The sequence below is a fragment of the Streptomyces muensis genome, assembly GCF_021474425.1.
In the GTDB taxonomy this organism is placed as follows: Bacteria; Actinomycetota; Actinomycetes; order Streptomycetales; family Streptomycetaceae; genus Streptomyces; species Streptomyces muensis.
Map to the genome: position 1 here is coordinate 1 of NZ_JAKEIP010000047.1, position 23,961 is coordinate 23,961.

The 23,961-nt window shown below is 69.5% G+C and carries 15 protein-coding genes and 3 pseudogenes; 12 read left to right on the forward strand and 6 right to left on the reverse strand.

Annotated elements, in window-relative coordinates; all coding sequences use genetic code 11:
• Positions 1 to 392: 392 nt before the first annotated feature.
• Together L0P92_RS14670 and L0P92_RS14675 are read right to left on the reverse strand one after the other, a co-directional pair.
• A complete protein-coding gene (locus tag L0P92_RS14670) occupies positions 393 to 815 on the reverse strand; it encodes a hypothetical protein (protein WP_234763101.1) in 423 nt (140 codons plus the stop codon).
• A gap of 341 nt (positions 816 to 1,156) precedes the next feature.
• A complete protein-coding gene (locus tag L0P92_RS14675) occupies positions 1,157 to 1,909 on the reverse strand; it encodes a tyrosine-type recombinase/integrase (RefSeq protein ID WP_234763103.1) in 753 nt (250 codons plus the stop codon).
• A gap of 129 nt (positions 1,910 to 2,038) precedes the next feature.
• On the opposite strand from L0P92_RS14675, the gene L0P92_RS14680 reads away from it, so the two are divergent.
• On the forward strand, positions 2,039 to 2,365 hold the full coding sequence (locus L0P92_RS14680; protein ID WP_234763142.1) for a hypothetical protein: 327 nt from the start codon (positions 2,039 to 2,041) through the stop codon (positions 2,363 to 2,365).
• Positions 2,366 to 2,504: 139 nt separating this feature from the next.
• Positions 2,505 to 3,274: pseudogene (locus L0P92_RS14685) on the forward strand (IS5 family transposase).
• Between the two features lie 175 nt (positions 3,275 to 3,449).
• Here the strand turns inward: L0P92_RS14685 and L0P92_RS14690 are convergent.
• The gene (locus tag L0P92_RS14690; protein WP_234763104.1) at positions 3,450 to 5,189 is read right to left on the reverse strand and encodes an AIPR family protein; all 1,740 of its coding nucleotides are present in this window, start codon (positions 5,187 to 5,189) and stop codon (positions 3,450 to 3,452) included.
• Positions 5,190 to 5,405: 216 nt separating this feature from the next.
• Positions 5,406 to 5,793 (reverse strand): annotated as a pseudogene (locus tag L0P92_RS14695) (P-loop NTPase family protein); the annotation flags it as partial.
• 508 nt (positions 5,794 to 6,301) lie between these two features.
• Between L0P92_RS14695 and L0P92_RS14700 the strand changes: the two are divergent.
• The 4 genes from L0P92_RS14700 (at position 6,302) to L0P92_RS14715 (ending at position 15,206) form a co-directional block, all read left to right on the forward strand.
• Complete coding sequence (locus tag L0P92_RS14700; RefSeq protein WP_234763105.1) at positions 6,302 to 7,414, forward strand: tyrosine-type recombinase/integrase; 1,113 nt, start codon at positions 6,302 to 6,304, stop codon at positions 7,412 to 7,414.
• Between the two features lie 741 nt (positions 7,415 to 8,155).
• A complete protein-coding gene (locus tag L0P92_RS14705) occupies positions 8,156 to 11,353 on the forward strand; it encodes an FtsX-like permease family protein (RefSeq protein WP_234763106.1) in 3,198 nt (1,065 codons plus the stop codon).
• Positions 11,350 to 14,124: an ABC transporter permease gene (locus L0P92_RS14710; protein WP_234763108.1), complete on the forward strand. Its 2,775-nt coding sequence runs from the start codon at positions 11,350 to 11,352 to the stop codon at positions 14,122 to 14,124. Before L0P92_RS14705 ends, L0P92_RS14710 begins: the two co-directional genes overlap by 4 nt.
• 74 nt (positions 14,125 to 14,198) lie before the next feature.
• Positions 14,199 to 15,206, forward strand: coding sequence for an ABC transporter ATP-binding protein (locus L0P92_RS14715; protein WP_234763109.1), 1,008 nt, complete (start codon positions 14,199 to 14,201; stop codon positions 15,204 to 15,206).
• Positions 15,207 to 15,244: 38 nt separating this feature from the next.
• Here the strand turns inward: L0P92_RS14715 and L0P92_RS14720 are convergent, their stop codons facing one another.
• The gene (locus L0P92_RS14720) at positions 15,245 to 15,946 is read right to left on the reverse strand and encodes an ABC transporter ATP-binding protein (protein WP_234763110.1); all 702 of its coding nucleotides are present in this window, start codon (positions 15,944 to 15,946) and stop codon (positions 15,245 to 15,247) included.
• A 240-nt stretch (positions 15,947 to 16,186) separates the two neighbouring features.
• Here L0P92_RS14720 and L0P92_RS14725 point away from each other — a divergent pair, with 240 nt between their 5' ends.
• From L0P92_RS14725 to L0P92_RS14740, 4 genes and pseudogenes are all read left to right on the forward strand, one after another.
• Complete coding sequence (locus tag L0P92_RS14725; RefSeq protein ID WP_234763111.1) at positions 16,187 to 16,888, forward strand: (2Fe-2S)-binding protein; 702 nt, start codon at positions 16,187 to 16,189, stop codon at positions 16,886 to 16,888.
• A gap of 12 nt (positions 16,889 to 16,900) precedes the next feature.
• A pseudogene (locus tag L0P92_RS14730) lies at positions 16,901 to 17,880 on the forward strand (FAD binding domain-containing protein).
• Positions 17,877 to 20,084, forward strand: a complete 2,208-nt coding sequence (locus L0P92_RS14735; protein ID WP_234763113.1) for a xanthine dehydrogenase family protein molybdopterin-binding subunit — start codon at positions 17,877 to 17,879, stop codon at positions 20,082 to 20,084. Before L0P92_RS14730 ends, L0P92_RS14735 begins: the two are co-directional and overlap by 4 nt.
• Before the next feature lie 132 nt (positions 20,085 to 20,216).
• A complete protein-coding gene (locus L0P92_RS14740; protein WP_234763114.1) occupies positions 20,217 to 21,371 on the forward strand; it encodes an XdhC family protein in 1,155 nt (384 codons plus the stop codon).
• 29 nt (positions 21,372 to 21,400) lie between these two features.
• Here the strand turns inward: L0P92_RS14740 and L0P92_RS14745 are convergent, their stop codons facing one another.
• On the reverse strand, positions 21,401 to 22,270 hold the full coding sequence (locus L0P92_RS14745) for a helix-turn-helix domain-containing protein (RefSeq protein ID WP_234763115.1): 870 nt from the start codon (positions 22,268 to 22,270) through the stop codon (positions 21,401 to 21,403).
• 156 nt (positions 22,271 to 22,426) lie between these two features.
• On the opposite strand from L0P92_RS14745, the gene L0P92_RS14750 reads away from it, so the two are divergent.
• Together L0P92_RS14750 and L0P92_RS14755 are read left to right on the forward strand one after the other, a co-directional pair.
• Complete coding sequence (locus L0P92_RS14750; protein ID WP_234763116.1) at positions 22,427 to 23,053, forward strand: TetR family transcriptional regulator; 627 nt, start codon at positions 22,427 to 22,429, stop codon at positions 23,051 to 23,053.
• A gap of 139 nt (positions 23,054 to 23,192) precedes the next feature.
• The gene (locus L0P92_RS14755) at positions 23,193 to 23,918 is read left to right on the forward strand and encodes a GntR family transcriptional regulator (RefSeq protein WP_234763117.1); all 726 of its coding nucleotides are present in this window, start codon (positions 23,193 to 23,195) and stop codon (positions 23,916 to 23,918) included.
• Positions 23,919 to 23,961: the final 43 nt, after the last annotated feature.

Sequence of the window (23,961 nt, forward strand, 5' to 3'; positions counted from 1 at the left end):
GGACCTCATCGGAGACGCTCATATCACAACAACGAGCCGCATCACGGGAAGCAACACCTTGATTCTCTGCGAGCCCTTACGTGCTCTTGGCGGCGTTGAGGCGTCGAGCTCCTGATCGTCGATCATGGTCGTGTGTGTGGAACGCGTCTCGGGCAGAGATCATCAGCTACCGACGGATCACGGGCGTGTCGGCTGGTGTAGACACTGAACTCGTCGCCGTGTTGGTCCCCTTGCGGCATGAACTGCACCAGGCAAGGCTTGCGGCCTAGCCACGAAAGCGTGCCGTGGGGGGAGAGATGCGCGAAGCACCGGCTGATCTTCGTCGACCGGTCACGATGCACTGGCGCTGATGCTGCCTGACGCGCTGCCAGGAGACAGCCCGGAAGTCAACTTCACAACTTGGGGAGTTCCCCCCGCTCGCTGATCATTCGCATCCATCCCTCAAGGGTGGTGACGAACTCTTCGAGGTCGGAAGTAGTGTAGGAGGCTCCCTCATGGTCCCAGTCAGGGTCGAGGACGACGACGCGGAAGCCGTATCCCTGGTACCAGCCGGCGTCGATATTGATCTCCCGAGCCTGAAGGCCGCCCTTCCGCACTGCCTCCTGCTCGGTGAGCCACGGCGGTCGTGCGGTGCGTGCCCAGTACAGGTCCTCGGAGTCGTTGACCTCGACTCTTCCATCCGGGAGGCGTCGGGCCAACAACGTGTTGTAGATGACATTCCAGCCCATAGGGACACGCAGCGGGAGCAAACCCCAGTCCTCGGAAACAGCTGCGGCCAGGGGGGATTGAGGCGGAAGCCGGAAGATCGCGTCCATGTGCCGTCAGCATAGTCAGGGGGGTACGTCCTTATACAGGTCGAGGCTCGGACGAGACCCCAACCCGTGTCGATGTCCGCGCCAGTCAGTACCGACCCGCCTCCCTGGCGACACGACAGGGCGAACGTTGCCTGATGCGGCACTAGGTCGGATACGACGGGCGCACACAAGGGGACATACCCGCGCACAGTTCGAAAATGGATGCCAGAGCTGCTGCCGTGCTGCTCGCGGCGGCCAGGGCCCAGCCAGGAGCCGAACGCCGGTCGAAGGTTCGAACCGACGCAACCGGGTACCGCTGCGAATTGGCTGGATCCCTGTGAGGGCTGCAGAGGGAGGGGCGGTCAATCTGCTGAGGCGGTCATCGAAGCAAGGTGCGGCTGAGGCCGCTCCTGGACGCGGAGTTGGAGGCAGGAGGGGCAGGCGCTCAGGACGCGGACGCCGCGCAAGCCACGACGGTAGACCCGTTCCGCAATGACGTCGTCGGAGCGTCGATGTGTGAGAACGCGGTTCCGAACACGGTGACCATGACCTCCTCCACGGCGAGGGGGTGGGTGGGCGTAGGTATCCCAGGTCTCGGAGAATTTGGCGTGCCGGGAGAGTGCTTGCACGGTTTTCGGGTCGTGCTTGCCGGAGCCGCCGAGCGTGGTGGTGTAGAAGTGCTTGAGGTCGTGGAAGCGGGTTCTGTCCGGAAGTCCGGCTTGCTTCACCGCCCTTCGCCATTTCTGGTGGAAGTCTCTGATCAGTACGGGTCGGCCGTGACGGTTCGTGACGATCAGGTCCTCGTCCGGCGGCTCGGCGTAGCCGCGTGCCTGGCGGCGGCGTTGGGCGGCTGGTGAGACGGGCTCCGGCTCGGAGAAGCGTGACACGTGGTGTGCCAGCCGCTCGATCAGGTAGTGATCCACTGGCAAGGTGGCGTAGCTGGCCTTGGTCTTGAGGCGTACGGCCTTACCGCGCTGCCGTTGTTCTTCGATGTGCAGCAGGTCGTGTTTCCAGGCCACCTGGCTTCGCTTCAGCCCGAAGGCCTCGCCCTGGCGCAGTCCGGCGCAGGCTCCGAGCCTGATCAGGACCTCGTAGCGCGGCGCGACCGTCCGCATTGCCGCTGCGACCGCGGCGACCTGCCCAGGAGACAGTGAGCCGTTTTCAACCCCAGCAGGGCTGCTGACGCGGCTCGCCCCTGTTGAGCCAGGCGGAGGCTCTGCGGGCAAGATGACGTCGTGCCCACCATGGTTGTTGAGATCCACGTGCCCTTGCTGGCGACGCCCGGCCTGCCGGACGGCTCCTACCCGTTTCCCTGGATCGAGGAGGTCGAGGACTTCCTGTCCGATCTCGAAGACCAAGGTGACGTGGAAGTCTTCGATGAGGGAGAGGAGGACGGGGACGTCTACGTCTTCTTCATCACCGGAGCCGGTGAGGGGGATCTTCTGGCGGTGGCGTCCCGCGTGGCCACCTTTCCTGGCGTCCCTGCGGGAACCCTCGCGGTCGTCAGTAACGACGAGGCCGAGGAGTTCGGTCTGGGACGACGGGTGGCGCTTCCACTGCCTGCGCTCTGAAGACCGGTGCGGAGTCTCCGCCCTCCCTGCCCAGGGCAGTTTCAGGTTGCGCGACACAGGGGCACTGCGTGCGTGAAGAAGTGAAGCTCCTGGTAGACGAGTTGTCGACCAAGATCAACCTGTCCGTCCGGAGCTTCGCATGCTTGTCTACCCATCGGGACTCGATCTGTCCAGTTCAGCCCTACAGTTCCTGGCTGGGAAGCTGACGGCCCTGCGCCGTGAACGCGGAACACGGTGGCGCCGGCTAGGAACAGACCGGCAGACCCTGCTGGTCCTGGCCCACCTGCGATGCGGACACACCTACGCTCAGCTGGCCACCGGGTTCGGCATCAGCCTCAGCACCGTCTACCGGTACGTGAGCGAGGCCGTCGAACTGCTGGCCGCCCTCGCTCCCGACCTCGCCGAAGCGGTACGCGCTGCATCCCGCAAAGCCTTCATAATCCTGGACGGAACCCTCCTGCCGATCGACCGCATCGCCGCTGACCAGCCCTTCTATTCCGGCAAACACAAGAAACACGGCATGAACGTGCAAGTCCTCGCCGACCCGGCAGGGAGACTGCTGTGGGCCTCGCCCGCGCGCCCGGAGCCGTTCACGACCTTCGCGCGGCCCGCGAACACGGCATTCTCGACTCCCTGGCCGAAGCAGGCATCCGCTGCTGGGCCGACAAGGGATACCAAGGAGCCGGCGGAACCGTCCGCGTGCCCTACCGCGGTCGCTGGGAGAAGCTCTCCGCAGGCCAGCAGGCGGTCAACCGCGCCCATGCCAAAATCCGGGCGCTGGGCGAGCAGGCCATGGCCACGCTCAAGACCTGGCGACTCCTGCGCAAGCTGCGGTGCAGCACCACCCGCATCACCAGCCTTGTCCAGGCTGTCCTCACCCTCCATCTGACCTGCCCAAACCAAGGTTGAAAACGGCTCACTCTTTCCCGCGGTCTCCAAACGTGAACACCGTCCGCTCCACCGCCCCATGACGTTGCCGCGGCCAACCGTGCATGAGCTGGTTAGGGTCGTCGGCGGAGCGGCGTTGACATGGGCAGGCACGTAGCTGCGCTGGGCGTCGAGTGCGGCTCTTGCCACCTGCCAGTCAACGTTCGATGTGGTATCGACTTTGAGAGACAACGGCCTGGCGGAGCTTGGCGGTGAATTCAGGTGTGCGGGCTATGCGGTCGACACCGCCGGCTTTGCTCTGACGCAGGGCGCTCTTGAAGTTCTGCTCCAGCGTGCCCGTCATACGGGACATGAGGTCGTCGCTGAGGTGGTCGAGGTCGATGTTGAGCAAGTCCCGCGGGGTCGGCTGCCTCAGCCGGGTCAGGGTGTGGGCGGACATAGCTGCCAGGGGGTAGAGCCAGTTCTCCAGGGTTTCTCCCAGCAGGGGCCGATCTTCGGCGTACTGAGCGAGGAAGGTTCGTAAGCGGGTGTGGACATCGAGGCAGAGGCGGTAGACGTCCAGATCGTGGCGGGCGGAGAAGATCTGCGCGTAGTGCTGGTCGTCCAGTAGCAGCGCGTCCGAGTGTCGCAGGGCGGTATGTGGTTCGCGCTGGACGAAGGCGGTGAACTCCCGGGCCAGGCGGGTCATGCTGATGACCCGGTCGAGGGGGAAGCCGAGGTTGCGGTAATAGCTGGCGCGGCGTTCGTAGTAGTAACCACCGGCGTGGCCTAGGCTTTCCTCGATGTCCTTCTGGATGGCTTCGGTGGCTCGCAGGGCGCCCGCCGGCAGCTGCGTCTGGCTGTTCGTGGCTCGGATGATGCGGTCGCGGGCGGTTCCGGACTCGGGTGCGACCACGATCTTGACCAGAAGGGAGCGGTCGCGGTGCTGGCCGCCGTTCTGGAAGTAGCTGTAGATCTCATGGCTGGTCTGCAGCCCGTTGACGATCTGCGGTTCTTTGACGACGATCCTTTTGCCTGCGATCTGGGCAGCGTCGGCGACCACGGTGACACCGTTGTTGAACCACCAGAAGTCCTCACCGGTGCCGGACTTGAGGGTCTCGCCGATTGCGTTGTTCACCGCAGTGGACCCGGCGTAGTCGCGCACGTTCGATTCGAACAGTTCCAGTCGCAGTGCTTCGTTGTCGGAGGTGATGAAGCGGTAGTACTCGTCCAGGCGGGCCAGGCAAACGTATCCCTCGCCGAGCGAGGTGCTCATCGGGGTCTCGGTGAACACCAACTGCGCGACCGCTTTGGCACCTCGGGCGGTGCGTTCGCGTAGATCAGCGGCGTTGAGGTACTCCAGATCTGCCTTGGTGTCCGAAGTGATCTTCGCGAGCTCTCGCCGCAGCCGGTCTCCCTTGGCCTTCACGTTGGGGTGCGGCGTCTCGGCGGCTTTGTTGGCGTAGATCACCTTGATGCGGACCTGCGGGAACGATGACGCCAGCTCTTCGAGGATGTGCAGGAAGCGCCTGGTGCGGTCCAGGAGCTTGGCGTTCGTGTGTGCGGCCAGGTCATCTTCGTCCCGGCTCATGTCCAAAAGTGTCGGCAGATGGAAGTGGAGCTTCTCGACAACGGTCTCCTGGTAGCCCGTCGAGGTCTTGGCTTGCAGGATCACCAATTCGATCTTGCCGGCACGCGACGGCAGGAACTGATGGGCATCGGCGGTGACGTAGCGCTCGTCCACGAAAGTCCAGATGCCGTCGATGCCGCAATCGTGGGCACCGTCCACGATGCCGTCCATGATTTCGTCGTTGTCGAGGTCCCAGTCCTGCAGGGCCTTGTCGGCAGCGAAGAACGTGAAGAAGTCGTCCCTGTTCTTGTCCGGTGCCAGCTTCCGATGCTGGTCCTCCAGGATGCGGTCGAGTAGCCGCTGGTCGTTGTTCTGTACGGACGTCATACAGCACCACCCCCCACCAAGGCGTCAAACCCGGACAACGATGTTGGCAGGCTGGTGAGCCCGTGAACAGCCCGCGTGCTGCGCAGAGTTGGGAAAGCCACTGGTGGCTCGAGTGAGCGCGCTCAGTGGCCCGGTTCTCAGGGCACTCAAGGTCCCTGCCAGCTCATTCGAGATCCTTGGAGCGCTTGTGGCGGCGGCACGGCAGGTGATAGCCCATCAGTTTCCAAGATGGCTGTCGATCCAGGACAGGCCACCAAGGTTGAGATGGCGACGCGCTCGGTTCACCGCAACATAGGCGGGACGGGCGTCAGTATCGCTGACGGGTCCAGAGATAGAACGGCCTTCGGAGTCCTGTTGGTCAGTATCCTTGGGGGTGGAAGTCGTCAACGACCCGAACCGTTGGCCATTCGCGGTCCTTGGCTTTGTGAGCGGTGGAGACGGTCACATCGGCATCGCCCTCGTCGGTGAGCTTGTCGACCGCAGTGAGGATCGCTTCGGGGCCGTGCGTGTCGACCAGGTCGACGAAAGGCTGAAGGTCGCCGCCGACGGGGTCGTACGCCGCCTAGTTCTGCACTTCGACCCACGAGGCGAAGAGGACGAGCTCGCGGCCAAGCACGGCATCGCGGAGATGAGCTACTTCGGCGACCTCGAGCTCAGCTGGATCGACTCGGCTGCGTCGAGTAACCGTCTGTCGAGCTTTGCTGTGGCGGGCGTCGGCGATCCTTAGGTGTTCTGGTACGACGGACCCGTTCCCTCAACGGCGCGGGCGCGTCCGCCAGCCTCCGTGTGCGAGCACGGCATGGCGAGATGGAGTCACGCCCGACCACACCGAAGGCATCCCATCTTGCACGGCGTTACGTGGAGGCATTGTGGTCAATTTGTGTGGGTAGCGTTAAAAGGCCTCTACGTGTGCCAAGTAAGGAATGGTTGCGCGGTTGGCCAGTGTGTTCCAGAAGTGCAAGGCTGATAAGAGAAACCGGAACTATCCCTGTCACGGGCCGCGGTGTGGTCATGGGTGGACTGTTCGCTATCGGGAGGCCGGAGGGCGTCGGGGCCGGCAGCGGGAGGTGTCGTTCTCCCGGAAGGGGGAGGCGCGGAGCTTTGCCGTCACCGTGGAACAAGAGAAGCTCGTCAGTGCCCGTGCCGGCGTGTTCGGGTCGTCACGGTCCTTGGTTGATGTGTATCGCGAGTACATCGGCAGTGGGCCGTATGCGGATTCCACGCGGTATCAGTACGAGGCGAGCCTGCGCCTGCATATTGAACCGTATTTCCGGCACCGCACCATCGGGTCTCTGAAGCCCAAGGACCTTCGGGGCTGGCTGGCGTGGATGGTTGAGGAGTGCGGCTACGCGCGCAGCACGGTGGTCAATCGGTATGGAATCTTGCGTGGGGTACTCGGATACGCCGTCGCCAACAGCTACCTGGTCAGGGACCCGTCCCGGGGTTGGAGTACCAGCCGCCATTACAGCAGGCGAGGCAGGCGCAAGATGGTGCGGCTGCCGACGCTGGCTGAAGTCGTGGCCATCGCAGAGCATCTTCCGGCCCCCTACCAGTTGTTGGTGTGGTTGATGGCTGGGTGCGGGCTGCGGATTGGGGAGGCGAGCGCAGTCTGCCTGCAGCAGATCGACTTCGTGTCCGGCATGCTGTTCGTGGACCGGCAGATCACGCAGGACGCCGCCGCGTCGGCGGTCGGGCGGCGAGGACGTCTGGGTGCCGCTGGCCAGGGCCGGGCGCATCGGATCCGGCACCTCAAGTGGCGCGCGCCGGGTGAAGGGCGCCTCGTGCCGCTGCCGGGCAAGGTTGCGGCCAAGGTCCGCGAGCACATTCGGAGGCACGGAACCTTGCGTGTCGCAGCTGGCCCGAACCGCATGCCCGGGGACTACCTGTTCGCCAACATCGGGCGAACGAACATCTTGATGTACGCGCTGGTGCATCGGCTCTGGACCGCGGCGAGGAAGGCCGCGGGTGTCTCTCGGAAGATCACGCCGCTTTGGCTGCGGCACTTCTTCGCTTCGGCCGGCCTTGCCAAGGGTGTGCCCGTGACGGACATGGCGGTATGGCTCGGTCACAGTGATCCGCGCACGACCTATCAGACGTATGCGCACGTCCTGCCTGATGCTCCTGAGCGCTTGAGGTCGGTCATGGATGACGTACTCAGCCTCAAGACCCACCTCGTCCTGCCGCTGCAGTTCGAAGCGCTGCACGAGACCGGGTCTCCTTGCTGAGGGTGGGACACGTGACACGTGGCGAGGCCTCGCTGTTCGCGGTCGTGGGCAGCTCGATCGAGTGAACCTTGGCCGCGGAAAGGTAGAGCGGCAGTGCGTTGGACACGTTCAAGGGGAGACGGACTGCATCGGCGACCGTCGCTCATGAATACGGTCTGTGACCGCGGGCGAGGTTGGCTCGAGCATGTCGCAGGTGCGTCCTGGATCGTCTGGTGGGTCTGTACCAGCACGGGGAGATCCCGGTGCTGGTTCGGTGCTGACTCGAACGCCAGAAATCAGTCAAACCCGCATGTCCTAGCCCCGATCGAATGAGTTGTCGTACCACTCGATGGTGGTGCCGATGAGGCTGGCGGCGACGATGCGCTTGAGGTTGCCGGGGGGTGGGGGAGCGGTGGTTGTGGAGGCCATGTGCGCCACTTCCTCGTGTGCGGTGGGGACGGGTGTGTGTTCGCACACGGTAGGAATCTGCAGGTCAAGGGCACATGTGGTGGGACTACATAGTTCGGTGGCGGGGTATGCGTGTTGCCCCCATGCGCCTCTGATCGAACCGACTCTCAAAAACCGCCCACATTCGATCACAAGGCGACCAAAGTCCGTCCTACAATTCCCCCTTGCACCCGCACGCCACCGACGCCCCGCCGCGTTCGGTGCGTGCGGTGGAAAACGGGGGGTTTGGTGAGGGAACGAGCTGTGCCTGCGGGCGTGTTGCGATTAGTCGTGCTGCGAGCGTGGGCGTATCGCGTGCTTCTTGCCGCGGTGCTGCTGACCGTGCTGTTGACCACGGTCGTGCTGGCCGCGCTCACCGCCTACTCGGGCGCGATAGGCGATGCGGCGCTGCGGCGGTCGCTCGCGGAGCAGCGCGCCGCCGCCGAGGCCGCTCTGGTGGTCAAGGCCGACGCGCCGGCCGACCAGCGGCAGGCGGCCGACGACGCCGTGCGGGCGGGGGCCCGCACCATCTTCCCCGGGCTGCCCCTGCGGGTACGTACCCTGATGCGGTCGGGGCCCTATGCCCTGCCGGAGGCGCTGCGGCCGTCCTCCGAGCGGGACGGAAACCCGGACCTCACGTACTTCGCGGCCCTGGATCGCACACAGGTGCGGACCGTCGCCGGGCGGCTCCCCCGTGAGGCTGTGACCGCCGGGTCCATCGAGGTCGCACTGCCCCAGAGCGCCGCCAAACGGCTCGGAGTGGCGCCCGGCTCCCGGCTGACCGTCACCGACCGGCTGGACGGCCCGGCGGTGCGCGTGCTGATCACCGGCGTGTACCGGCCGGCGGACGTCCGGGCACCCTACTGGCGGCTGGACGACCTGGGCGGCCGCGGCGTGCAGGCGTCGAATTTCACGACGTACGGTCCCCTGCTCACCGCCCCAGAAGTGTCGGCGTCGGGCCGGGTGAGTGTCGGCGCGTCGGGCTGGCTGGTCTCGGCCGACTACTCCTCGCTGACGACGCAGCGGATCGGTCCGCTGCGCGAGGCCGCCCGCTCGGGGACCGCGGAGCTGCGCGAGCGCCCGGTGCTCAGCAGCGCGACCACGGCGGACACCGCCTTGCCCGAGGTACTGGACCGCATCGAACGCTCCTTGCTCGTCACGCGTTCCAGCATGCTGATCGTCGCCGGTCAGCTCGGACTGCTCGCGGCCTGCGCCCTGTTGCTCGTCGCACGGCTGCTCGACTCCGAGCGCATGGCCGAGACCGGGTTGCTGCGTGCGCGCGGCGCCACCCGGGCCCGGCTGGCGGGCCTGGCCGCGCTGGAGGCCCTGCTCATCTCCGTGCCGGCGGTGGTCGTGGCGCCGCTGCTGTCGGGGCCGTTGACGCGGCTGCTGGCCGGGCAGGGTGCCCTGGGCCGGGCCGGGGTGCGCGTCGACGTGCCGGCCGGAGGCCGACTCGAGGTATGGGCGGTCGCCGCCGGCGTGGCCGCGCTGTGCGGGCTGACCGTGGCCGTCCCGGCGTGGCGGGCGACCTTCGCGGGCACCTTCGCGGCGCGGGCGGGAGCGCTCCCCGCGCCGCTGCGTGCCGGGGCGGACGTCGGGTTGCTCGCTGTGGCCGGTGTCGCCTTCTGGCTGCTCGGCAGCCAGGAGTCCGGTGCCGTCACCGCCGACCGTGACGGGGTCCTCGGCGTCGACCCGCTGCTGGTGGTGGCGCCCGCTCTGGTGCTGCTCGCCGGAACGGTTCTGGTGCTGCGGCTGCTGCCGTTGCTGGCGCGTGTCGGCGAGCGGCTTCTGACCCGTGAGCGCGGACTGACCGCGGCCATGGTCGGCTGGCAGTTCAGTCGCCGGCCGATGCGCGGAGCGGGCCCGGTACTGCTCCTGGTCATCTCCGTGGCGCTGGCTGTGGTGGCGATCGGGCAGGACGCGTCCTGGCACCGTTCCCAGGCCGACCAGGCCGACTTCCGCGCGGGTGCCGAGGTGCGCGTCCTGTCCTCCGGAACCGGCGGTGTGGGCCGTACGGATGTCTACGCGGACCTCCCGCACGTGGATGCGGTCGCCCCCGCCGTCCGTGACACGGTGTCGCTCTCCGGGAGCCGCGAGGCGACCGTTGTCGCCCTGAACACGACGGAGGCTGCCGGGACGGTGCTGGCGCGGCCCGACCTGACGGACGGTCCGTTGCTCGCCGGGCTCGCGCCGCGCGGGGCACCCGCGGGCATCGAGATACCGAAGGGCACCACCCGGCTCACGCTGACCGCTGCCCTGCACAGCACCACACCAGGGGCGGAGGCCGACGTCTCGCTCACCGTGCGGGACCGCCACGGAACCCCCTACGAGATACCGTCCGGCAGCCTCGCCGCCGACGGCCGCCCGCACCGGCTGATCCCCGATCTGAACGGCGCCCGGGGCCCGTTGGCGTTGACCGGGCTCGCACTGAGTATGCAGCAGCCGGCCGACCGCCCCCACCGGCACCGCCTGGTCCTCGGCGCGCTCACGGCGACGGCTGGCGACGGTGACGTCCGGCAGTTGACCCTGCCGAAGAGGTGGACGACCGCGATCCAGGCCGACGCGGACGCCGCCCCACCCGACGACGACGCCCGGCCGACCCGTCCCCGGCTCACGTCGACGGCACCCGTCACCATGACGTACAGCACCGGGTACCAGATGGCCGGCCTCTCGCCGCCCGCCCTGCCGCTGGAGGTCCGGCTGCAGGTCGCCCAGCCCGCGGCGCCCGAGATCGTCGCTGTCGCCACCGACCGGTTCCTCGCCGCGTCCGGTACGCGCCAAGGCCAGCGCGTGCAGGTGACGTTCGGCGGTCATTCCCTGCCCGTACGCATCGTCCGCACCGCCGGCGCCCTGCCCACGACGGAAGCCACCACGCACGACGGCGGAGCCCTGCTGGTCGATCTCCGGGCCGTCAACCGGGTACTGCAGGCCCGGTACGGAACCAGCCTGCAGCCCACCGAGTGGTGGCTGAACACGGCCGCGTCCGGCGCCACCGCGGCGGCCGTGCGCGCTCTGCCCGACGTCGATCCGGAGCAAGTGACGGTGCGCGACGAGATAGCGGCGGAGCTGCGCGACGACCCCTTCGGGGCCGCCCCGGAAGCAGCGCTGATCGCGGCGGCGGCGGTGACGGTGCTCTTCGCCGCGCTCGGCTTCGCGGTGAGCGCGGCGGGGGCGATGCGAACCCGGGACGGTGAGTTCGCCGTGCTGCGCGCCCTGGGAACACCGCGCCGTCGGCTGGCCCGGCTGGTGGCCGTGGAGCACTGCGTCCTGATCGCCCTGGCGCTGCTGGTCGGCACGGTCCTGGGCACGGTGCTGACGCACGCGCTGGTTCCCCTCGTCGTCCTGACCGGGCAGGCCACCCGACCGCTCCCACCGGTTCTGGTCGAACTCCCGCTCCCGCGTCTGACCGCCCTGCTGGCGGCCCTCGCGGCGGGTCCCGCCCTCGTGACCGTGGCCCTCGCCCTTCGGCGGGCGAAGCCCGTGATGGCTCTCAGGGACGAGGTGACACAGTGACCGAGCAGCCGGTGCCCCGACAGGACGGGCGGACGAAGGCGGCGCCACCGCATGTGGGTGCCGGATTGCGGACCCGACTGAGGGCCTTCGCCGGTACATACGTGGCCCTCGCGCTCCTGGTGGCCGTGACCGCGGCGCTGGCCGCCGCGTACCCGCGTGCCGTCGACCGGTACGGGGACGCGGGGCTGCGCCGGGCGGTCGAGCAGGCCCGACCCGACCGGACGACCGTGCAGACGGAGGTCCCGCTGCCCTGGCTGGACACGGTCGAGGAGATGGAGGATGCCCTGCGCGTCGGTCCGCTGACCGCGGCGCGAGCCAAGATCCTCGCCACCGCCGAGGCGCCGCTGGTTCCCGACCCCGCGCAGTCGTCGTACGGCGTCCGCACGACCGTCCCCCTGGAGGCGTCCGACCCCTGGCTTCCCCGGCCCGCCGGCCTGCCCGCCCAACTGGTCCTCGCCGCCCAGCAGGACCTGGCCTCCCACGCCCGGCTCAGCGCGGGCCGGTTGCCGCGCACCACGGGCGCATCGGTGACCGCGGCGACCGAGCACGTCGAGGCCGCCGTCACCGTCGAAACCGCCCGCATGCTGCACATCCGGGTGGGCTCGGTGATCCACGTACCGGGCTCCGAGCGCGCCCCGCTCGCCGTCCGGGTCACCGGAATCGTCGTCCCACGCGCCCCCGAGGGCGCCTACTGGTCGGCACTGCCGGTGCTGCGCACCCCCTCGCTGAGCCGCGAGCCCGAGCTCTCGCCGACGGACGTCCACTGGCTCGGCGGCCTGCTACTCGCCGCCGACGCCGGCCCGGCCCTGCTGGGCACTCCCGGCCAGCCGCACCGGTACTGGAACATGGCCCCCGACGTCGCCGGCCTGCGCGGTCACGATCTCGACCGTCTGGCGTCCGCCGTGGCCGCCCTGGAGACGGGGCCTGGACTGCAGCGGATGCGGGAGGTCGTCGACGGGGACCTGGATGCCCAGACGCATCTCGACGAGGTCCTCGCCAACCATGCCCGACTACGGTCGGGGATCGACTCGTTGCTTCTCCTCGCCGCCGTCGGCACCGGCAGCCTCGCCCTGATCGTCCTGGCCATGGCCGGCGGCGTGGCAGCCGATCGTCGGCACGCGGAGCTGGCCCTGCTGCGTGCCCGCGGCGCCTCACTGTCCGGCTTGGCCCTTCGGCTGCTGGCGGAGACGGCGGTGGTGGCCGTGCCGGCCGCCGCCCTCGGACTGACCGCCGCGACTCTCGTCCTGCCCGACGCCCGCACCGCACCCGCCCTCGCCGCCGCCCTCGCCGTCACCCTGCTCGCCTGTGGCGCGCTCCCGCTGCGCGCCGTGATGGCGCACCGCACGGTACGGATGCACGACGGGCGGGAGGACCTCACCACCGCCCGGCCGTCGCGGCGCCGAACGGTGGCGGAACTGACCGTCCTGGTGATCGCGTCGGGGGCGGTCGCCGCACTGCGCCGGCAGGGGTCCGGCAGCACCGGCCTGGTGGCCGCCGCCCCACTGCTGACGGGCCTGGTCGCGGCTCTGCTGCTGGCACGCCTGCACCCCCTGCCGCTCCGTGCGCTGAGCAAGGCGACAACTCGCATGCGCGGCCTGGTGCTTCCGCTGTCGCTGGCCCAAGTGGCTCGTGCCCCCGGCTTCGCCGTGCTGCCCCTGCTCGCCCTGCTCAGCGCCCTGACCACGGCCGCGTTCGGCGGCTCGGTCCTGGCAGGGGTCACGGCGGCCCGCGACCAGGCCGCGCTCCTCCAGGTCGGCGCTGACGCCCGCATCGAGGCCACCACCGCTGAACTCCCTCGTGGCCTGCCCGACCGGGTTCGCCGACTGCCCGGCGTACGGGACATGACGGAAGCAAGCGTCACCGACGAGGCGAAGACCCCACTGGGCAGCCAGCCGGTATCGCTCGCCGGTGTGGACCCCGACGCTTACGCGCACCTGTCGCACCACACGGGACTGGGGCCCTTCGACGCGGCGAGCCTCCGGCAGACGGACGCCGCTACGGCGGGCAGCGCCGACCGGCCCCTGCCCGCGCTGGCCTCGACTCGCGTGGCCGACGAGTACGGCACCGACCCCTACTCCGTCCAGCTCCCGGACGGCACCTCCGTCACCGTCCGGATCGTCCTGGTCCGAGACCACACCCCGGCAGTACCCGGCGAGGACTTCCTGATCGTGGACCGCGCCGGCCTTCCCCGCGAAGCGGCCCGTACGACGACCCTGCTGCTGACCGGTGACGCCCTGAACGGCCGGGCGCTGCGCTCGGTGACGGAAGGCACGGCGGCGGCCGTCCAGTTGCGTGCCGAGGAACGCGCGCGGCACGTCGAATCACCGCTGCAGTCCGGTGCGGAACGACTGTACGGTGCCGCGGTCGCCGCGGGCGCCGGGTACGCGGTCCTCACGCTCGTGCTGACCGTGCTGCGCACCGCGCCCGAACGCGGCGCCCTGCTCGCCCGGTTGCGCACGATGGGCATGACCCGGGCCCAGGGCCGCCGACTTCTGATCCTCACGGCCCTCCCACAGGCGATCCTCGCCGCGGCCGGCGGCATGCTGACCGGCTGGGCCGGCATTCACCTGCTGTCGCCCGGCATCGACCTCACGACCATCGCCCTGGCCTCCCCGTCCGCGCTCGAGGGGGCCGTACTGCGCACCGATCCGCTCTCGCTCGCCGTTCCGGCGCTCACCGTGCTGCTCCTGGCCATCGGTGTGCCCGCCGGCCAGGCCTGGTGGACCAGCCGACGGGGCTCGGTGCGCGAACTGAGGCTGGGGGACAACTAGACCGTGAGCAGAGCCTCCAGACCAAGTTCCCCCCGCCACCGGCCCGTGCCCCTCCGACCGCCCAGGAGCAGCCGATGACCAGCACCCCGACCTTCCACGAGCTCGCCGACCGTGCCCTCGCCGCGCGCAACGCCGCCGCCTACGGTCACGACGCCCTGATCACCTGCGACCGGCTGGTACGGATCTTCTCCGCCGACGGCGTGGAGGTCCAGGCACTGCAAGGCCTCGATCTCCTCGTCCGCAAGGGAGAGCTCATGGCCCTGGTCGGCGCCTCCGGCAGCGGCAAGTCCACCCTCATGAACATCCTGGCCGGACTGGACAGACCCACCGCCGGCGCGACCCGTGTCGCCGACCACGACCTGGTCACGATGTCCGCCAAGGAACGACTCGCCTACCGTCGCAAGACCGTCGGCTTCGTCCGGCAGCAGACCTCCCACAATCTCCTGCCCTATCTCACCGCCGCGCAGAACGTCGCCCTGCCCCTGCAGTTGGCTCGCGCCCGAGGCCGGCGCCGAGCCTGGGCCGACCGCGTCATGGAACTCCTCGACCTGCTGGACGTAGCCGAATGCCGCGACCGTCGACCGCACCAGATGTCCGGCGGCCAGCAGCAGCGCGTCGCCCTCGCCGTCGCCCTCGCCAACGACCCCGCGGTCCTGCTCGCCGATGAGCCCACCGGCGAACTCGACTCCCACACCGCCGAACAGGTCTTCGCCGCCTTCCGCACCGCCAACGAGGAGTTGGGGACCACCATCGTGATCGTCACGCACGATCAGTCCGTCGCCGGAGAGGTCCGCCGTACGGTCGCCATCCGGGACGGCCGCACGGCGACGGAAGTCCTGCGCCACAGCGAAGTCGACTCCGCCACCGGCCAGGAGAACCTGGTCGCCCGCGAATACGCCATGCTCGACCGGGCCGGCCGCCTCCAACTCCCCGCCGAGTACACCCGGGCGCTGGGGATGCGCGACCGCGTCGCTCTGGAACTGGAGCCCGACCACATCGCCGTCCGCCCGGACGACGCTCGCAACGACCGTCACGGGGACGACGGACCCCAAGGCGAGGACCGATCCCAGGGCGAGGGCTGAACTCAGGACGTGGACTGACCCCAGGACGGGGACTGATCTCAGGACTCGGTGATCTCGGTGATCTCGCCGTCCTTCAGCTCCAGCACACGATCGGCTAGGTCGAGAAGTGTCGTGTCATGGGTGGCCACGAGCGCCGTGATCCGCTCGCTGCGGACGACCGCGCGCAGCAGCTCCATCACGGAGTGCCCGGTCTCCGCGTCCAACTGGCCGGTCGGCTCGTCGGCGATGAGAATCGACGGACTGTTGGCCAGAGCGCGGGCGATGGCGACCCGCTGGCGCTGCCCGCCCGACAACTCACCCGGGCGCTGTGCGGCATGGTCCGCGAGCCCCACGAGGGACAGCAGCAGTTCGACGCGCTCCTGCCGCTCGCGCGGGTCCGCCCTGCGCAACCGCAGTGGCACGCCCACGTTCTCGGCAGCCGTGAGGATCGGGATGAGCCCGAACGACTGGAAGACGAAGCCGATTTGCTCCCGGCGCAGCGCGAGGAGGGCGTCCTCACTCTGGTCCCGAAGGTGCAGTCCGTCAATGGTGACACGGCCGCTGTCCGGTTCGTCCAGACCACCCACGATGTTGAGCAAAGTGGTCTTGCCCGAGCCCGAACGTCCCTTGACAGCGACGAGTTCCCCCCGAGGGACCTCGAAGGACACACCACGCAGGGCATGAACGGCGCCGGCGCCTCGACCGTAGGACTTGTGCACATCCGCCACCTGCAGCATCGCTGCGGTCACCGTCTGACCCATCACGCCCCCGTATGCTTCGCTGTTTCCGCAGCGCGCCAGTATCTCACCTGGCGGACCGCTCTGCCTGCTACTGCCAGACGTACCAACGGCAGTGGTACATCCGCGCGTCGTCCCAAAACCGTCTGCTCGTTGTCCGGCGCCGAGTGCCACACAGTGGATGCCGTGCCGCACCGATGGTCCGGTGAGGCGGCGACGTAGCCGCGTACCTGCAGATGAACTCCGCCGACCGAGAGAGTGGACATGTCCATCGAACCGCCTGAGTCAACAGTCGCTCCACCGGAGGGATCTCCCGAGGGATCTCCCGAGAGATCTCCCGAGGGGTCTGCCAAGGGATCTGCCGAGGCATCTTCGTCCGACCCGTCCCGGCGTACGTTCATCGCGACCACCACTGCCGTCGGCGGTGCGGTCGTCGCCGGCGGCCTGATAGCGGGACCGTCCGTGTTCGGCGCCGGGCCCGCGGACGCCGCCCAGGCATCGCCGAGCAGCCGGGTCACCCTGACAATCAACGGCGAGCGCCGCACGATCACGGTCGACAACCGCACCTCGCTGCTGGACCTGCTGCGCGAGCACCTCGGGCTGACCGGCTCGAAGAAGGGCTGCAACGCCGGTGCGTGCGGCGCCTGCACCGTCCTGGTCGACGGCCGCCGGGTCAACTCCTGTCTGACGCTGGCGGTGCGGCTGGACGGCGCGGAGGTCACCACCATCGAGGGCCTGGCCAAGGGCGAACGGCTGCACCCGCTGCAGCAGGCGTTCATCGACCACGACGCCTTCCAGTGCGGCTACTGCACCTCCGGCCAGATCATGTCCGGCGTCGGCTGCATCGACGAGGGGCACACCGGCTCACCGGAGGAGATCCGGGAGTTCATGAGCGGCAACATCTGCCGCTGCGGCGCCTACGTGAACATCGTGCGAGCGGTCGAGCAAGCCGCGCACGGGAAATGAGACACGCTCCCCATGCATCCCTTCTCCTACACCAGGGCCGCCAACACCCGGCAAGCCCTCGACGCGGGCCGCGCCGGCGGCCGTTACATCGCCGGCGGCACCACACTCGTCGACCTGATGCGCGAGACCGTCGAACGCCCCCGCACGATCGTCGACATCAGCGCCCTGCCCCTGCGCGAGATCATGGTCACCCGGCGCGGAGGCCTGCGCATCGGCGCGCTGGTCCGGATGTCCGAGGCCGCCGCCCACCGGGGCGTGCGCGCCCTCTACCCCGTCATCTCGCAGGCGCTGGAGCTGAGCGCGTCGGCGCAGCTGCGCAACATGGCGACCATCGGCGGCAACATCATGCAGCGCACCCGCTGCACGTACTTCCGCGACGTGACCGCCGCCTGCAACAAGCGTGAGCCGGGCTCGGGTTGCGCGGCCCTGCACGGCGTCAACCGCACCCACGCGATCCTCGGCACCTCCGACGACTGCGTGGCCACCCACCCCTCCGACGCCGCCGTGGCGTTCACGGCCCTGGAGGCGACCGTGCACCTGCTGGGGCCGGACGGCGAGCGCACCGTGCCCTTCGCCGACTTCCTGCTCAGGCCGGGCAGCACACCGAACCGCGAACAGGCCTTGCGCAAGGGTGAGTTGATCACCTCCGTCGAGATTCCGGCCCTTCCTCGTCCGCTGCAGTCGGGCTATCTGAAGGTGCGCGACCGGCAGTCCTACGAGTTCGCGCTCACCTCGGCGGCCGTGGCACTGCACATCCGCGGCGGGGTGATCCACGAGGCCAAGGTCGCCGCCGGGGGAGTGGGCACCGTGCCCTGGAAGCTGCCCGCCGTCGAGCGGGAGCTCATCGGGCAGCGGCCGTCGAACGTCCTGTGGACCAAGGCCGCCGAGCGGGCGGCGGACGGGGCGCGGCCCCTCCGACACAACCGTTTCAAGGTCGAGTTGCTCAACGGACCGTCGAGCGCCAACTGCGCGTCGTAGGAGGTGGCAAGTGAGCCCGCAGCCGCAGGCAGCCGTCGGAGCGCCGCTGTCCCGGGTGGACGGGCGGCTGAAGGTGACCGGCCAGGCCAAGTACGCCGCCGACCACGACATCGACGGCGTCGTGCACGCCGTCGTCGTCGACAGCAGCATCGCCCGTGGCCGTATCACCGGCATCGACACGCGTGACGCGGAAGCCCAGCGTGGAGTCCTGGGCGTCATCAGCCACCTCGACAAGCCCAGGCTGACCTACCGCCAGAACCAGGTCAGCAACGCCTTCCCGGGTGAGCGGCTGCACGTCTTCCAGGACGACACCGTCCGGTTCTTCGGCCAGCCGGTCGCCGTCGTGGTGGCCACCACGCTGGAGGCCGCGGAGCACGCCGCGAGCCTGGTGAAGGTCTCCTACGACGCCGAAGAGTCGGCGACCGACCTGACCCGCGGCCCGGCCCAGGACGGGCCCCCGCCCTTCGCGCGGCCGTATGCGCGGGGGAACGCCGAGGAAGCGCTGGGTTCGGCGGATGTCCGGCTTGATCTGGCCTACCGGCTCTCCCGCAACCACCACAATCCGATGGAGACGCACGCCACCATCGCCCGCTGGGACGGCGACAAGCTCACCGTGTGGGACAAGACCCAGTGGGTGATCGGCACACAGAACGAGCTCGCTGCCGTGTTCGGCATCCCGCTGGAGAACGTGCGTGTCCTGTCGCCGTTCATCGGCGGCGCGTTCGGCAGCGCGCTGCGGGCCTGGCCGCACGTCACCATCGCGGCACTCGCCGCCCGCGAGATCGGCCGCCCGGTGAAACTCGCCCTGACCCGCAGGCAGATGTACTTCACGGTGGGCTACCGGCCCGCGTACGAGTACAAGCTGCGCCTGGGCAGCACCCGGCGCGGACGGCTGACCGCGATGACCCACGACTTCAAGTACGAGACCTCCCGCTACGAACAGTTCTGGGAGGCCAACCTGGCGCTCGGGCAGATGCTCTACGCCGTGCCCAACGTCAGCCAGAACCCCCAGATCGTGCCGCTCGATGTCAGCACCCCGCTGTGGATGCGCGGCCCCGGCTACGGCAGCTCCGCCTTCGTCATCGAGACGGCGATGGACGAACTCGCCTACAAGCTCGGCATCGACCCGATCGAGCTGCGGCTGCGCAACGAACCCGGTGAGGACCCGTCGACCCAGCAGCCCTTCTCCACGCGGCGGTTGCGCGAGTGCTTCCGGGTCGGCGCCCGCGCCTTCGGCTGGCGCCGGCGCGACCCCAGGCCCCGCTCCACCCGTGACGGCGACTGGCTGATCGGCACCGGCGTGGCCACCGGCTGCTACGACGTCTTCCGCGGACAGGCCCAGGCGCACGCCCGGCTCGACGCGGACGGCACCGCGGTGGTCCAGTCCGCGACCCACGACACGGGCACGGGCACGTACACCTCCATGACCCAGGTCGCCGCCGACGCCCTCGGCCTGACGGTACGCAACGTCACCTTCCGGCTGGGCGACTCCGCCATGCCGCCGGCCCCGGCCCAGGGCGCCTCGCAGACCATGCTCAGTGTGGGGTCCGCCGTCCAGGACACCTGCGACATGCTGCGTGAGCAGGCCATCAAGCTCGCGGTCGAGGACGAGCGCTCACCGCTGCACGGCGTCGACCCCGACGACGTCGTGGTCCGCGGCGGGCGGCTGCATGTGAAGGGCGACCCCGCGCGCGGTGAGACCTACCGGCAGCTCCTGGCCCGCAACAACCGCACCTATCTGGAGGCGCGCGGGTCGTACACGCCGGAGGAGGAGAGCCGGTTCTCGATGTACGGCTACGCCGCGATGTTCGCCGAAGTCGCGGTCGATGCCCGGCTCGGTCTGGTCCGGGTGCGGCGGATGCTGGGCGTGTACGACGCGGGGCGCATCATCAGCCCCAAGCTGGCCGAGAGCCAGGCCGTCGGCGGCATGGTGGGCGGCATCGGCGCGGCCCTCCTTGAACACACGGTCACCGACCACCGCGACGGCCGGATCGTCAACGCCAACCTCGCCGACTACCTCGTCCCCGTCAACGCCGACATCCCCGACCTCAAGGCCGTCTACCTCGACGGGGAGGACTACAAGGCCGCCCCCATCGGCGTGAAGAGCCTCGGCGAGCTCGTGCAGATCGGCGTGGCACCCGCCATCGCCAACGCCGTCTTCCACGCCACCGGACGCCGCGTCCGCGAACTGCCCATCACCGCCGAAGCCCTGCTCTGAACCCCGGACGGCCGGGCCTCCTTCCCCCGGCGGGCCCGCAGCCGATCCGGTCGGCCCGCCGCCGCGCCTCGATCCCCCATTTGCCGGCGCGGCGGCGGGCTCCCCACCTCCCGCCCTCTTGGAGAGCCACTCATGCTGAACATCGCGGACACGCTGTACCGCTGGTGCCGCGAGGCCCGCCCCTTCGCCCTCGCCACCGTCATCCAGGTCAGCGGCAGCGCACCCCTGCCGCCCGGCACCGCACTGGCCGTGGACACCGACGGCAACGTGGCCGGCAGCATCTCCGGGGGGTGCGTGGAAGGCGCCGTCTACGAGCTGTGCACGCAGGTCCTGGAGTCCGGCGAACCCCCGATACGGGCCTCGTTCGGCTACTCCGACGATGACGCCTTCGCCGTGGGCCTGACCTGCGGCGGCGAGATCGAGGTCCTCGTCCAGCGGATCGACCCCGCCGACCAGCCCCACCTCACCACCGCCCTGGAAGAGGTACTGGCCGGTGTGCCCATCTCCGTGGCGCAGGTGATCGACGGGCCGCGGCGTCTTCTCGGCCGCACCCTGTCCGTCTTCGGGGGCGGCAGCGCGTACGACGGGACATTGGGTAGCCAGCGGATGGACCGTACGGTGGCCACGCAGGTGTGCGCGCTGCTGCGGGCTGGCCGGACCGGCCGCGTCGAGGTCGGCGGCGACGCCGACACCTGCCCTCAGAAGCTGATGCTCCTGGTCCACACCCAGGCGCCGCCGCCCCGCATGCTGATCTTCGGCGCCGTCGACTTCGCCGCCGCCCTCGGCCAGGCCGGACGCTTCCTCGGCTACCACGTCACCGTCTGCGATGCCCGCCCCGTCTTCGCCACCCGTGAGCGCTTCCCGTACGCCGACGAGGTCGTCGTCGACTGGCCCCACCGCTACCTGGAGCACGCCGAGGTCGACGCCCGCACCGCGATCTGCGTCCTCACCCACGACGCCAAGTTCGACATCCCCCTGCTCCGCACGGCCCTCAAACTCCCCGTCGCCTACATCGGCGCGATGGGCTCCCGCCGCACCCACGAAGACCGTCTGGAACGTCTGCGCAAGACCGGCGTGTCCGAGGAGCACCTCGCGCTGCTGCACTCACCCATCGGGCTCGACCTCGGCGCCCACACCCCGGAGGAGACGGCGATCTCCATCACCGCCGAGATCATCGCCCACACCCACAACGGCACCGGCCTGCCCCTGTCCCGCGTCCCCGGTCCGATCCACGGTTCCGTCCCCGTGGCCCAGGTGTCGTCGCCGGCCGAGCTCCTGGCCGTATGAGGCCGCACGTGGGCGGAGCCGCTCGCGTCTCAGCGCAGCGGCTCCATCTCCCAACTGGCCAGCATCCGCAGGGCTTCCTCCGAGCGGGAGCCGGGCTCGGCGTGGTAGGTGACCAGCCGCATGGGGGCGCCCCCGTGAAGTGCCATGGGTTCGTGGACGAGGTCGAACTCTCCCACCAGCGGGTGCCGCATCCGCACGGTCTCGCCGACGGTCCCGCAGCTCACCTCGTGCCGTGCCCACAGTTGCCGGAACTCCTCGCTCTGCTGCGACAACTCCTGGATCAGCGAAGAGAAGTGCGGGTCCCCGGGGCTCTTGCCGGCGTTCATGCGCAACGCTCTCGCGACTCTCAGAGCGGTGCTGCCCGGATCGGCGAACCTCTCGCGAGCCTCGGACGAGAGGAAGGCCAGCCGGGCCGCGTTGCGCTCCTCGGGCGGCAGCAGGCCCCAGTCCCCGAAGACGGCCGCGGCGAGCCGGTTCCACCCCAGGATGTCCAGCCGCCGGTCGACGACGTAGGCGGGCACCCCGAGCGCGTCGAGCAGGTGCCGCACGCTGGGCCGCAGACGCTGCTGCGGGGGCGGAGCCTGCGCCGCGCTCTGCCGCTCGGGCTGGGCCAGCCGGACCAGATGCTCCCGCTCCTCGTCATTCAAGTGCAGTGCGCGGGCGATGGCGTCCAATACCTCCGCCGACATGGTCTCGCCGTAGCCCTGCTCCAGGCGCGCGTAATACGCGTACGACACCCCGGCCAACTGCGCCAGCTCCTCGCGCCGCAGTCCGGGGACCCGCCGCCGGCCGTACGAGGGCAGGCCCACGTCCTCGGGCCTGAGCCGGGCCCTGCGTGAGCGCAGGAACTCCTTCAACTCGGTACGCCGGTCGAGTCCGGACGTCGCATGTGAAGACATCTCTGCCCTCCGGTTGTCCTAGGTGCCTCGCGCGTGCGGTGCAGCGTACAGAATTGACTCAATGAATCATCTTGATACTCAGTATCTGGACACTACTCTGTGTCCTCGCCCTTTGATACTCGGTATCAAAGTGAGTCCTTGCTGTACCCTCCGGGTATGTCTGAAAGCGCCCGTGCCGCCAACCAAGCCGCACGCAAGCGGCCCGGCCTGCGCGAGCGCGTGCGGGCGACCGTTCAGGCGGAAGTGGTGGAGGTGGCGCACCGGCTCTTCACCGAGCAGGGGTTCGACCGGACCACCGTCGACCAGATCGCCGCCGAGGTGGGCCTGTCGCGCGCCAGCCTCTTCAGGTACTTCGGCACCAAGGAAGACATCGTCCTGGGACGCCTGGAGGAGACCGGCCACCAGATCGCGGCGGAGCTCGCCGCCCGCCCCGACGACGAGCAGCCCTGGGACGCGCTGCGCCGGGCCTTCGACGCCCTCACGCGGATCAACGAGGCGGCGCCGCCCGAGCAGGTACTCAGCTACCTGCGCATGCTCCAGGAGACCCCGTCACTGCGCGCGCGGCACCACGAGAAGCAACTGGGCTGGCAGAAGCTGCTGGTACCGGAGGTCGCCCGGCGGCTGGGGGCCGACCCCGACCGGCCCGAGGACACGAGGCCGAGCGCACTGGCCGCCGCCGCGCTCGCCTGCCTGGACGCGGCCTCCACGGCATGGGTCGCTTGTGAAGGCACCGTCCCGCTGGCCGTGCTGCTCGACCGGGCGATGGGGGCGTTGGCGAAGTAACCCGCCGGGCGGCGGCCGCGGCCGCCGCCCGCCGCGCGCTTCGCTTCCATGTACGGCGTCGCTCGCCTCAAGAACAGCCGAGGAGTTGAGCGGCGGTACGCTGTATACAGGATGGTGTGCGATGAAAGCGGGGAGATGCATGGCTCGGGCAACCGGTAAGAGCGAAGCGGTCTACGAGCGGCTCAAGGGCGACATCGAGTCGTTGCGGCTGCGGCCGGGAGCCAAGCTGAGCGAGGTCCAAGTGGGGGAGGAGCTCGGCGCCTCGCGCACGCCGGTGCGGGAGGCCATCCGCCGTCTCGCGAGGGACGGGCTCGTCGACTTCGTGCCGGGTGAGGTGGCCCGGGTGGCCCCGATCTCGCTCGGCGGAGTACGCGCCCTGTTCGAGTTCCGGATGCTGTTGGAGCCCCGGGCTGCCGCGTCGGTCGCGACAGCGGGTGCCGCCGACGAACGCGTACTCGTGCCGTTCCGTGACCTGCTCAAGCGGCTGGAGGAGTTCGACGAATCCTTCGGCGCGCTGGACGCCGGTGCGCAGGTCCGGTCGTACACGAAGTTCTACGACGTGACCGAGAGCTTCGACCAGGCCGTCATCGCCGCGTGCCGGAACCCCTATCTCGCCCGCACGATCCGCGACCTGCGCGGCCAGACCGTACGGCTGCGGCACCTCTCGCACAGCGGGCCACGTCGCATGCTGAACTCGCTGGAGGAGCACCGCGCGATGCTGAAGGCGATCACCCGCGGGGATGCCCAGGCGGCGGAGGCGGCCTGCCGGCACCACCTGGCGCAGACGCTCCAGGCGCTCATCGACAACCTGACCAGCCAGGACCTGACGTTCGGGAGGGACGTCCAGGTGGACATCACGGGCTGACTCTCGCCGCGAGGGATGTGTGTGGGGTTGCGCTTCCGCCTTC